This is a genomic window from Mesorhizobium kowhaii (genome assembly GCF_003253745.1).
GTDB lineage: Bacteria > Pseudomonadota > Alphaproteobacteria > Rhizobiales > Rhizobiaceae > Mesorhizobium > Mesorhizobium kowhaii.
The window spans coordinates 1-12,645 of sequence record NZ_MZXV01000052.1; the positions used below are offsets into that span (position 1 = coordinate 1).

Sequence of the window (12,645 nt, forward strand, 5' to 3'; positions counted from 1 at the left end):
GGCGAGAACCACTTCAACACGACCGTGACCCCCGGCGCCGGCAATCTCGGCGCCCTCGTCCTGGCCGCCGACGGCTCCTACACCTACTCCGTCGCCAACGCCGCCGTGCAGTTCCTCGCCGGCAGCAACGCCAATGGCGGCACCGCCACCCAGGTCGACACCTTCACCGTGACCGCGGCCGACGGCACCTCCAAGCTCGTCAGCTTCACCATCCACGGCACCAACGACGCGCCGGTCAATGGTGTGCCAGCTTCCCAATCAACCGACAGCAACATGGCAAAGGTGTTCAGTTCGGCGAACGGCAACGCGATCAGCATTTCCGACGTGGACAATTCAAGCCATACGGTAACGCTGACGTCGAGCAATGGTACACTAACGCTTAGCGGCCTCGCCGGCCTGTCCTTCTCAGTGGGCGACGGCAGCGCAGATGGGACGATGACTTTCAGTGGTACGGATGCGGCCATCAACGCGGCGCTGAATGGCCTGAACTTCGCACCTACGAACAACTTCCACGGTTCGGCGTCGATCCAGATCACCACGAACGATGGAAGCCTGTCCGATACGGATACGGTGAACATCACGGTCGTTGATACGGTCGCACCGAATGCGCCGGTCATCACCTCCGTCACGGACGACGTGTCTCCGGTCACGGCGACCTATGCGACCTCCGGCGTGACAACCAATGACACTGATCTGACCGTCAAGGTTACGCTACCGACCAGTGGTTCACCGGCCGAGGCGGGCGATACGATTTGGCTCTATAACGGCACTGACACAGGCATCCCGCTGGGAGGCGCCTACACACTGACCGCAGCGGATATCGTCAGTGGCTTCGTCAGCCTCCAGACGGGCACGCTGACCAATGGGACCACTTACAACCTAACGGCCAGGATCACCGATGCAGCCACCAATCAGAGCGCGGCGTCGAACACCTTCGTGGTCACGGAAGACACGACCGCTCCGTCGGCGCCGACGGCCCTCGATCTGGCGGCAGTCGATGATACCGGCTCGCTCAGCACCGACAACATCACCAAGAACACCTCGGCCCTGACCATCAGTGGCTCGGGCGAGAACGGTGCGACGGTCACGCTGTTCGACGACGCCAACAACAACGGCATAGTCGATGGAGGCGAGAGCCTCGGGACCACGACGGTGAGCGGCGTGGCATTCAGCCTCGACGTCTCTCTTGCGCAAGGCACGCACAATGTGCGGGCGATCCAGACCGATGTCGCAGGCAATGCCAGCGCGGCCTCGACCTCGCATGCGCTCGACATCACCGTCGATACGACCGCGCCGGCGGCGCCGACAGCCCTCGATCTGGCGGCAGTCGATGATACCGGCTCGCTCAGCACCGACAACATCACCAAGAACACCTCGGCCCTGACCATCAGTGGCTCGGGCGAGAACGGTGCGACGGTCACGCTGTTCGACGACGCCAACAACAACGGCATAGTCGATGGAGGCGAGAGCCTCGGGACCACGACGGTGAGCGGCGTGGCATTCAGCCTCGACGTCTCTCTTGCGCAAGGCACGCACAATGTGCGGGCGATCCAGACCGATGTCGCAGGCAATGCCAGCGCGGCCTCGACCTCGCATGCGCTCGACATCACCGTCGATACGACAAACCCGTCGACGACCCTGACAATCGGAAGTGGCCGGAGTTCCGCGTCCGGAACAGCGTCGGATTCGGGAGGCTCCGGCCTTTGGAAGGTGGTGCTGACATACGACTCCACTACTGTAGCTATCACCAGTTTCACGGCTGGAGCGTGGAGCCAAAACTTTGGAGGTTCTGGCAACCCACCGAAGCCCGGCGTTGGGAGCACAGTTACCGCAACGGTCTTTGATATCGCTGGCAACAGCTTTGGCGCAACTGCGACGGCCCCTGCCGGCGTCGCCGGAGAGGCCATCAACCTGGCACTCGCCGACCTGGCGTCGGACTCCCATAGCAATATCCACATCACGATCGGTGGAGTCCCGGCCGGTTGGGTCCTGAACACTGGCACGCTCAACGCGGACGGTATCTGGACGGCGAACACCGCCGACCCGGGAGCCCTGACCGTCACGGCGCCGGCCGACTTCACCGGCGCCGCCGTCCTCAATGTGAGCGCCGATTGGACGAACGCCGACGGCACGACGGGCAGCATGGCTATAGCCGACAACGTCGAAGTCTTCGCACCCGGCAATCCGATCTACGCCCTCTCCTCCGACGACCACCTCACCGGCTCTTCCGGCGCCGATCTCTTTGTCTTCGGCCAGCCGATCGCGGCCGACACCCTGCACAATTTCGATGTTGCAGCAGACAGGATCGACCTGATCGGATTTGACGGTGTCAGCGGCTTCGGTGATCTCGCTATCGCCAACGATGGTAGCGGCAATGCCCTAGTCACCGTCGGGGCCGGTGAGACGATCACCGTGCAGGGCGTCTCGGCCTCCGAACTCGGCGCCATCAACTTCCTCTTCAACCAGGAGCCGGTCACCCACAACGGCGGCACGATGTCGATCGCCGACGGCGCCATCATGCCGCTCGGCGGCGCGGTCGACAACACGGGTACGATCGCCCTCAACGGTGCGGGCGCGACCACGCAGCTCGAAGTGATCGCCAGCGGCATCACGCTGCATGGCGGCGGACAGGTCGTGCTCTCGGACAGCGATGCGAACGTGATCTCCGGCACGGCTGCCGACGTCACCCTGACCAATGTCGACAACACCATCTCGGGCGCCGGCCAGCTGGGCGGCGGGCTGTTGTCCTTGAACAACCAGGGCACGATCATCGCCACCGGCACCCACGCCCTGGTGATCGACACCGGAGGCAGCACTGTATCCAACTCCGGAACGTTCGAAGCGACGGGGTCCGGTGGCCTGGCAATCAACGGTGCCGTCGCCAATTCCGGATTGATCTGGGCCAATGGCGGCGACGTCACGATCGGCGGTCAGGTTACCGGCGACGGCGATGCCATCATCGGAAACATGTCGCAGCTGGAGTTTCACGCCGCCTCTTCCGCAGACGTCATTTTCGGGGCGGATGCAGCTGGCACATTGCGGCTGGACGATTCATTCGATTTCAGCGGCAGCATCGCGGGGATAACCAACGACGACAGAGTGGACCTCGGAGATATCTGGTTCAGCACCGGAACATCCGCTGTCTATCAGGCAAACCAGGATGGAAGTGGAGGAACGCTGCTCGTTTCGGACGGCACTCATGACGCCACGCTCCACCTGGTCGGCGCTTACGATACGGGCACCTTCACGCTAGCTGACGACGGCACCGGCCGAACCGTGGTCGCGTATAATCCAGCGGACGACTTCCACTTCGTCTGACGTTGAAGGCCGCAGGGCTCCAAAGTGAAGCGGGCGCCGGATCAATCCGACGCTCGCTTCACATCTGAGCTTCCGATATCCAAGAGGCAGGCGGGCCTACCTCTCCCGGAAGGCGCGTTGGAACGAATCCACCAGGGGCTTGGTCAGATAAGCCAGAAACGTTCGTTCACCGGTTGAGATGAATGTTTCGACCGGCATGCCTGGATAGATCTGCTCGGGCTTGACCTGCGGTGGCAGCTTGTCGGCCATTTTCAGCCGGACGGTGAAGTAAGGCAGGCCCGTGCTGGGTGTGATCAGCCGGTCCGCCGAAATGTAGAACACCTTTCCGGGCACTTTCGGAGTTGTGCGCGCGTTGAGCGCCGTGAACATCATGTTTGCGTCCTGCCCCACCCGGATTGAGTCGATGTCTTCGGGCTTTATCCTGGCCTCGACGATGAGCTCGTTCGTGGTCGGCAGAAGCTCCATCACCACCTCCCCCGCTCGGATGACGCTGCCTTCGGAATTGTAAAGCGATCGGACGATGATGCCGTCCACCGGCGCCCGGATGGTCGTCCGCTCCAGGACCGATCGAGCAGCGTTGATTTGTTCCTCGAGGTCCGCGACCTGTGCCCGGGCTTTGTTCAGTTCCGTGACGGCATCCTCGACCCGGCTGGTTGTAAGCCTTTCAATCTGCTGACGCGCTTCTACGGTCTGGGTCGCCGAGCTGGCAATCTGGGCTTCCAGAGATCCTGCCTGGCCGACCAGCTCGGCAGTGCTGCGCAGAAGATCGGTATATTCGGAACGATTCGTGAGTCCTTTTTTCAGCAGGTCTTTTTTTCTTTCTGTCTCCTCGTTGACGATCGCAAGCTGATTTTCCGCTGCCTCCTTCTGAGCCTTTAACCCGACAACGGCGTCCTGAAGAGCTGCCACCCTTTGCTTCAGAATCCCCTGTTCCGCACCGTAACGCGCTAGCCGCGCCTGAAATTCTTTGTTTTGTTCTCCGAAGACACCGCTATATTCGGAAGCGCCTGAATAGGCTCCGAGGTCACTGGACAAGACAATTTTCTCAAGGCCGTCCCGCTCTGCTTCGAGCCGCGAAATTTCGGCCTTTAGTGCAACCCACTGCTTGAGAACGCGGTTGAGCTGGGACTGCGCCACCGTCGGATCGAGCACGATCAGGGCCTGGCCTCTTAAGACCCTGTCACCCTCGCGAACTCTAATGCTGCCGACAACACCTCCTTCGAGGTGCTGGATCATGACATTCTGCCCTGCTGCTGCGACCACACCCGGCGCGATCGTTGCTCCGCCAATCGGTGCAGTGGCTGCCCAGAACCCGAAGCCGAGCACGAAAACGGCCACGCTTGCATATCCCGCCAGCGTGATCCGATCCGTGCGTGTATCGATGTTGCGCTGCCAGCGATACACCTTGGCGCCCATCTGGATGGTTTGGCTAGGAACCGTCATTAGCGACCTTTACCTCCACGCGAGCAGGTGACGGGAAAGGCACCACTCCTTCGTTGTCATGCGACTGAGCGGCCGCGGTCGCCGCCGCTTGGCCCCGTCGCTGGGCAAGTTGGTCGAGCACGTCCTTGGTCAAACCGTAGATCTCGACCTGGCCATTGCGCAGCATGAGTATACGATCGCATTTGGAAGCGAGGGAGGGACGGTGGGTTATGACGAGCACGGTCGTTTTTCGTGAACGCGCCTGGATGATCGCCCGCTCGAGTGCGGCTTCGCCGTCGGAATCAAGATTTGCATTGGGCTCGTCGAGAACCAGGACCTTGGGATCGCCGTAAAAGGCGCGTGCGAGCCCAATGCGCTGACGCTCGCCACCCGAGAGGCGAACGCCGGTCGGGCCTATCACCGTCGAATATCCATCCCTCTGACCCAGGATAAGCTCATGCACCTGCGCCTGCTGGGCTGCTTGAATCAATTTCTCATCAGGCGCATATGGCTCAAAACGCGCGATGTTCTGGCCGATGGTCCCTGGGAAAAGTTCCACGTCCTGCGGAAGATAGCCAATATGACGGCCGAGTTCCTCCGGATCCCAGTTTCGAATATCGCCGCCATCGATGCGGATTGCCCCGGAACGGGGCTCAATGGCACCGACTATGAGGCGCGCCAGCGTCGATTTTCCAGCCTGGCTTGGCCCGACGATCGCGACCGTTTCGCCGGCGCCTACTTCAAAGGTCAAGCGTTTTATCAGCGGCAGCGACCCGTCGGCCGAACCTGGAAGATGATAGACTATTTGATCTGAGCTCAACGCCCCTTGAGGCGTTGGCAATGCAATATTGTCCTTTGGTCCGGACCTTGATTGGGCAGCTGAAAGCCGCTTCCATGCAAGATTGGCGTCGATGACCTGCCGCCAACTTCCAATGATCTGATCAAGAGGTTGCAAGGCGCGCGCCGAAATCATCGACGACGCAAATATCATACCGGCGGTCATCTCGTTGTGGAGAACCAGATAAGCGCCGACGCCCAATATCGCGATTTGCAGTACCGATCGTGTGGTGCGGGACACACCGCCATAAAATGCGTTGGTGCGAGCGAGCCCATCCGAGGCGTGCAGAGAGCCGGAAAAACGGGTGCCCCAGAACTCTATCGCGTTGGACACCATGCCGAGTGCGCGGACCGTTTCGAAGTTTCGCGCGAAGGCTTGCGCCGAATTCATTGAGGCGCCAAGGTTCTCCGCCGCCTCCTTGCTAGGTTGCGAACTCGCGACCTGGTTCAGCACGGCGATGGAAACCATGAGAGCCGCTCCGACGACCGTTACAAGGAAGAGCAACGGGTGGATGAAATAAAGGAGGCCCACGAAGATCGGCCCGAAAGGAAGGTCGAAGAGAATGAAAATCGTTCGTGAAGCAATGAACCCCCGCAGGGTGGCCAAGTCGCGCAGGGCCTGGACATCGCCGAGCCCAGCGCGGGGGCCAGTCATTGCGGCGAGAAAAGACGATGTGCCCAAAGAGACATCCAGTCGCGCGGCGAGTCGGCTTGCATACACGCCCCGCACGACTTCGAGCACTCCGAAAAGCAAAAGCGACGAAAGCGCAAGCAAGGTTAGGTAGGTGAGAGTGTCCAAATTGGCCGCGGGCAAAACCCGATCATATACCTGCAACATATATAGAGGCAGAATTAACGTCAGGGTGTTCATCACCGCGGAGAAGAGGCCCATTTCGACCACGCTCCTCGACAGCACCTTTCTGTTTGTAGAACTGGACATCCCCAAAATTGGCTCCCCCCCGGGATAAGCGGTCAAATTAGACAATCTTTATATATCATACGGGGTTGCCACGCTATCGGTTGGGATTCTTTTGATAGCCATAGTAAAGACCGCCAGCGTGAGCCGAGGCCTCACGTCATAGTGAACCCCTTGCGACTGTATCTCCTGAACCTCGGACAAACGAGTACATACCGTTTGAACGGACTCACTGGCCTGCTGAAGATCACAAAGCATCGAGCACCGCGGCGCGATACCAGCCGTAACCGACCTTCACGAGCAGACCCTCCTCGCACATCCGGGACAGGTAACACCGGGGATCCCGGCGTCAGTCAGATCACGGGTCCGCACTTCAGCTCTTTTGCGAACAAGAGCCACAGCTCGTTCGCGAAACGACAGCGGGGGCCACCGACATGGCGTAGTGCTTCTGCGCGGTCTGGGGCGCGCTTTCGAATCTTGGGGTTCTTGCGGCGTATCCTGGCGAAGGGTTATGGAGAATTCGTATTTCGTTCATCGATCCCGGGGAGCTCGAAGAGATTCGAACTTCTCACCCCGTAGTTAGATGGCGCCAAGTCGCTCAGCCGTAGCAGCGAAGCCTGAACTGGCCGTTCAATAGGTGTGGGGAAAGGCGGTAGCGCTCTCCCGCTACCACCACTGCCACCTAACCATATGATATTGTTGTCGATTTTTGGCGAGCAGGGTCAGGAGTGCCGACTCCGGAACGTCTGGTTCCTCTCAATTGGTTGATAATAAAGCCGTTTCGTCTCGGGGGTTCAAAACCCACCCGCTACCATATAGCCTGAACTTGCAATTGCGGCAGCGTTTGCGAGCCGCAGGCTTCTCCTATTCGTTGCGGAGCTTCGAAGACGTTTAGAAGTGGAGGGCGATACACGGGTAGATGTCCATCACGGCTTGAGCAGGATCGCTCCGGCCGACTGGCCGCCTTCCAAGGCAGCATGCGCCGCAGCCGCATCGGACAGGGGAAAGGCCTTCCAGGTCGCGGGCTTGATGACGCCGGCTTTCACGGCTCCGAAGACCGCATCGGCGCGCTGGCGGTACTCGACGAGGTCGGTAGCATGTGCCCCGAGCCCGGGTCGGGTCAGGAACAGCGAGCCCTTGGCGTTCAGCGTGCCGACCGCGACGGGCTCAGGCGAACCACTGGACGCGCCGAACGAGACCATCAGGCCACGCGGGCGCAGGCTGTCCAGCGAGGCGGCGAAGGTCAGCTTGCCGATCCCATCATAGACCACATGCGCCTTCTGCCCGTCGGTGAGCCTTGCGACCTCCGCCGGGAGATCGCAGGCGCCCCAGATGAGGACCGCATCACAACCGAGGGCCCGCGCGCGTTCGACGCTGGCCTCCTTTGAGACCACGCCAATGACGAAGGCGCCCAGCGACTTCGCCCAGGGAACCATGATCTGGCCCAGGGCGCCCGCCGCTCCGTAGAGCAGGACGATCGTGCCGGGACCGACGGCATAGGTGCTGTGCAGCAGATAATGCGCTGTGACGCCCTTGAACAGGATCGCTGCGGCATTGTCGGCGCTCAGCACGTCAGGCAGGCGGACGAGACGTTCAGCCGGATAAAGACGGCCGCTCGCGTAGCTGCCGATCGGTCCGAGAATATAAGCGACGCGATCTCCGACCGCGACGTTGGCGACGTCGAGTCCGATAGCAGCAACGCGACCGGCCGCTTCCAGACCCAAGCCGCTCGGCAGCAGGATCGGAACGGAGCCGTTGCGTTGGGTCACGTCGAGGACGTTGACGCCGATCGCCTCCTGTTCGATCCAGACCTCGCCCTGGGCGGGTCGCGCCTCCGTAATGGGCTCAACTATCAAAACATTCGGGCCACCGGTCTGTGTCAGGCGGATTGCGATACTCATCGTCGCCTCCTTTTCAACTATTGTTCGATCCAAGACTGGCTTTCGCGCCGACCGCCGGCGATCAGATTTTTTCGCATCGACGTCGCGGCCAAGAGCCGGGAATGACGCCGCCCGGCAACTACGTCCGTGCGGCCGACAACAGTCCCCGCGAGCGCCCACCCAACAGATACTTCTGCGTGCGACGGTCTCGTGGACCACACGCCTAGATGTCCGGGTGCAGGTTGCGAACCGGGCTCACGCCCTCCAGCAGCGAAGCTACGTGCAGGATCGTGGACTCCGCCTGCCACTTGCCGACAATCTGCACATTGATCGGCAGCCCTTCCTTGCTCGTGCCGAACCGCATCGCGACACCGGGCAACCCGGTGATGTTGAGCGGCACGGTCGCGCCCTGGAGGTAGGTGGCATCCACGGTCTGGCCGTCGATGGTGAACTTTTCGACGCCATGCTTGTGGGCCGGGATCGGCAGCACATGCGTGATCAGCGCGTCATAACGCGAGAAGTAATCGGCATAGCCGTCGCGCAGCCGCTCGGCCGCCTGCTCGGCGTCGATATAGTCTTTCATCGACGTGTCGGGCAGCGAGAGCATGGTCTTGGCCATCTTGTACATTTGGTCCTCGTGGCCGGCTGTCACCTCCGCGAACGCGGGCTTCATCTCCATCACATGCAAGCGGTTGAACACGTCGAGGGCGAAATCGCGCTCCAGTGCCGGGATGCCCACCTGCTCGACGAAGACGCCGACGTCCTTCAGCGCCTCGGCCGCGGCCTTGACGGTCGCCGCCACCTCGGGGTCGACTGGCCCGAAGCCGGGGCCGACCATCCAGCCAACCCGGATCTGGCGGTAGGGTGAGCGGCCGATGCCGGCATCGAACTCGACGGTGCTCGTGGCAAACCCGTCCTGGCCGTCTGGCCCGACCAGTTGCGAGAAGGCGAGCGCCAGGTCGCGAACGGAGCGGGCCATCGGCCCCACATGCCAGAAGCGGCGCGGCACGCGCGGCCAGATGCCGGTCATGGGCACACGGCCATGCGTCGCCTTGAGCGATGAGATACCGGTTTGTGCCGCCGGGCCGCGTATGGAGATAGCGAGATCGGTGCCGAGGCCGATCGGCGACATGCCCGCCGCGAGCGCTGCCGATTCGCCGCCGCTCGAACCGCCCGGAGTGCGGGTCACGTCCCAAGGGTTGTTCGACCGGCCGGAGAGCAGGTTATCGCTCTCGATCCAGTAGGAGAATTCGGGAAGGTTGGTCTTCGCCAGCAGGATGCCGCCTGCCTTTTTCATGCGCGCGACGCTGGTCGCGTCGACGTCGGGGATGCGCCCCTTGAAGATCGGCGAGCCGCGCTGGGTCGCCACGTCCGCCGTGTCGATCGAGTCCTTCACCGTGAACGGGACCCCGTGCAGCGGGCCGAGGTCGTCGCCCGCCAACACCGCTGCCTCCGCCGCCTTTGCGGCCTTGAGCGCACCGCCCGCGAGTGTGACGATCGCGTTGATCTTTGGGTTCACTGCCGCGATGCGATCCAGGTGCGCCTGCACGACCTCGACCGGCGAGACCTCCTTGGTGCGGATCAGTTCGACTAGCTTGGTCGCGTCGGAAAAAATGATCTCGTCGGTCACGGCTTATCTCCTGGCTGTGTGGTTATTGCGACGAAGACTACCTACCACTTGGTAGGGTGAAGATGGGCCTTTATTTCCCTCAGTCAAGACCCTATCTATCACTTGGTAGGTGGTCCGGCGAAAAAATAGTTCCCGGCGAAGATGGAAGGCATGAGATGAGTTTAAGTTCCAAGGAAGCCATCTTGGCGGCAGCGAGACGGACCGCGCAGGCGCATGGCTACAGCGGCTTGAATTTCCGCGAGCTCGCGAACGAAGTGGGTATCAAAGCCGCGAGTATCTACCATCATTTCCCAAGCAAGGCTGATCTCGGCGCAGCGGTAGCCAAGCGCTATTGGGAAGACTCAGCGGCTGTTCTGGAGGCACTGTGGGCCGAATCCTCAGATCCCGTCCGCTGCCTGCGCCAGTATCCCGATACGTTTCGTGAGTCGCTCGAGAATGGTAACCGCATCTGCCTCTGCAGCTTCATGTCTGCCGAGTATGATGACCTGCCAGAGCCGGTGAAAAAAGAGGTGCGGGCATTTGCCGACGTCAATGTGGCATGGCTGACCAGGGTTCTTTCCGCCGCCACCGAAATGAACACCGATGAGAGCAAGCTGCGGGCTCGCGCTATCTTCGCCGCCGTCTCCGGCGCTCAGCTTATGGCGCGGAGCCGCTCAGACATCTCAGTCTTTGACGAGTTGATCGATAGCTATCGTGGAACTGGTCTACTGCCAGCGTAACGGCAGCGATGGAAATGCGACCCGTTGAGTGCCTCAACAATACTACGAGAGATGCATTGAGAGTTTTAATGGTTCTCATGTCGCACGATCAGTTGGGAAAGACCGGCTTCTGGCTTCGAACAACTGTCCGCGCCTTACTACGTGTTCAAGGACGCTGGCGCAGAGATCACACTCGCCTACTCGATATGAAACTCTCGGGAAAGAGGCCTAGGGCGCGCGCGGCGCGGAAGCCCACGTTCCGGGCGTAACAATTCAGCCTCGATGTCGGAATGCGTCGGCGCCGTTCGTCCTTAGGGAGTGAAAGAGGAACCCTATCTTATCCTCAAAAGGAAGGAAGAATTGGGCCATGTCCACTGGATCGAAGCCTTCGCATGGCGGGCCTTCGATCCCGTCCGGCCGCGATAGTCTCAACGACACTACGGCGCCGCTCGGTCCGGCGGCGCGGACAACCTTGGCGAAGTGGCTCGCCATGATCGCAAGCGGTGACTTTGGCGACCTGGCCTCTGTCATTGCCGCCGAGGCGGTCTACCATTCGCCAGTCGAATGGCACCCCTACCCGGGACACGATTTGGTGTGCCTTCTGGTTCGGACCGCGGCGGGGGTTTTCGAGGACTTCAAATATGAGCGCCAGATGGCAGGCGGCGACAGTGCCATGCTCGAATTCACCGCGCATGTAGGCGACATCCAGATGAAGGGCGCGCACCTCATCCGCTTCAACGCCGATGGCGGGATCATCGACATCGACCTGATCGCCCGGCCGGCGAAGGGGGTCATGGCGCTCGGTAACGGGGTGGGCGACAAAATCGGACCACAGATCAAGGCGGCACTGATTGCCGCCAGCGGGGCGCAAGCCTGATGTTGGATATGGAACTTCCGACCGCAGCCAAGGTTTAGCACCTTGATGTTCGAAGGTTTTCAACTTGAGACAATCCAGTTGCCCAAGGCGACGCTTCGGGCGAATGGAGAAGGGAGCGTCCCAGCGGTGGCCTATATGGTGATTTGGTACGGGAAAGAGGGCGTCGTTGAAAGGCGCCCTTCGATGCCGAGAAAGCCGCAAGAGATCACGCGTTGGCGACATTTCTTGCTCGAAAGCAGAAAGACGGGATCGTAGCGGTGGAAGTTCGCAAGGACGATGGCACGGTCGTATTCAGTCAAGCAGGAGCCGGCTAAGTCGTCTGGATCGCCGTCGCAATGCTTCAATGGGCCGCCTGGCTACAGGTCGAAAAGATCGTCCTTCAACTGGTCGAGCAGATACGAAACAAAAAAGCCCGCGCCTCTGGCGGAGGACGCGGGTGCTTGGAACCCGATCGAGCAGCAACATCCGGGAGATATGACTGCCATTGCCCTTTAGCTCACGCCAATGCTCCTGAAGGGCTCGAAGGATAACGGCTCCTGAAGGGCTCGAAGGATAACGTGCCAACTGACACCGTTCAGGCAAAGACGAGCCAACAGGACCGTGAGAACAAGCGAAAGCGGCACGGCTAGAAGCCAGCGAGCCTCCAGAATGCTGTTGTGCTGATTATCCATTGCGGGATCTAGTACCAGCGTCCACGGCCGTAGAAGCCGCCGCCGCCTACCAGAAAAACTATCAGAACGATGACCAGAATTGTGGTGATATTCATATGCGCTCCTATGAGCGCGCCCGGCGGTTCTCGCCGTTCGTCGCTCTTGCCCTGTAGGGCATCAATTGTTCATGTCACTTGACGTTCACCAACGTTCATACGGGTATTCTTGTTCCAGTGGATCCAACAGGCATGACAGCCCAACGGAACCGCTGGCCTCGCACCTCGGCTGGAAAGGTTTCAGAAACTATGTCCGGGTTCATCAAGGAACCAACTGGCCTGACGATTTCTTTAGCTGCATGAAAAAACCTGGCACGCTCGGAACGGAAGATCACGACCACACCGGTTCAGTCCGTACGCC

General features: G+C 60.8%; 7 protein-coding genes and 1 pseudogene. 4 read left to right on the forward strand and 4 right to left on the reverse strand.

What is annotated here, in order from left to right:
- Window positions 1-3,318: beta strand repeat-containing protein (locus tag B5V02_RS24720; RefSeq protein WP_111546693.1), on the forward strand; the 3,318-nt coding region annotated here is incomplete at its 5' end.
- 96 nt (window positions 3,319-3,414) lie between these two features.
- On the opposite strand, the gene B5V02_RS24725 is transcribed toward B5V02_RS24720, so the two are convergent.
- From B5V02_RS24725 to B5V02_RS24745, 4 genes are all read right to left on the reverse strand, one after another.
- Window positions 3,415-4,761: an HlyD family type I secretion periplasmic adaptor subunit gene (locus B5V02_RS24725; protein WP_245446164.1), complete on the reverse strand. Its 1,347-nt coding sequence runs from the start codon at window positions 4,759-4,761 to the stop codon at window positions 3,415-3,417.
- The gene (locus tag B5V02_RS24730; RefSeq protein ID WP_111546694.1) at window positions 4,748-6,517 is read right to left on the reverse strand and encodes a type I secretion system permease/ATPase; all 1,770 of its coding nucleotides are present in this window, start codon (window positions 6,515-6,517) and stop codon (window positions 4,748-4,750) included. Before B5V02_RS24730 ends, B5V02_RS24725 begins: the two co-directional genes overlap by 14 nt.
- 902 nt (window positions 6,518-7,419) lie before the next feature.
- Window positions 7,420-8,394: a quinone oxidoreductase family protein gene (locus B5V02_RS24740; protein ID WP_111546695.1), complete on the reverse strand. Its 975-nt coding sequence runs from the start codon at window positions 8,392-8,394 to the stop codon at window positions 7,420-7,422.
- 202 nt (window positions 8,395-8,596) lie between these two features.
- Window positions 8,597-10,003: an amidase gene (locus B5V02_RS24745; protein ID WP_111546696.1), complete on the reverse strand. Its 1,407-nt coding sequence runs from the start codon at window positions 10,001-10,003 to the stop codon at window positions 8,597-8,599.
- A 155-nt stretch (window positions 10,004-10,158) separates the two neighbouring features.
- On the opposite strand from B5V02_RS24745, the gene B5V02_RS24750 reads away from it, so the two are divergent.
- The 3 genes and pseudogenes from B5V02_RS24750 to B5V02_RS24755 all read left to right on the forward strand — a co-directional run bounded on the left by B5V02_RS24750 (window position 10,159) and on the right by B5V02_RS24755 (window position 11,578).
- The gene (locus B5V02_RS24750; protein ID WP_111546697.1) at window positions 10,159-10,722 is read left to right on the forward strand and encodes a TetR/AcrR family transcriptional regulator; all 564 of its coding nucleotides are present in this window, start codon (window positions 10,159-10,161) and stop codon (window positions 10,720-10,722) included.
- Between the two features lie 56 nt (window positions 10,723-10,778).
- Window positions 10,779-10,899, forward strand: a pseudogene (locus B5V02_RS41890) (type 1 glutamine amidotransferase domain-containing protein); the annotation flags it as partial.
- 274 nt (window positions 10,900-11,173) lie between these two features.
- Complete coding sequence (locus B5V02_RS24755; protein ID WP_167458652.1) at window positions 11,174-11,578, forward strand: nuclear transport factor 2 family protein; 405 nt, start codon at window positions 11,174-11,176, stop codon at window positions 11,576-11,578.
- The last annotated feature ends 1,067 nt before the right edge of the window (window positions 11,579-12,645 follow it).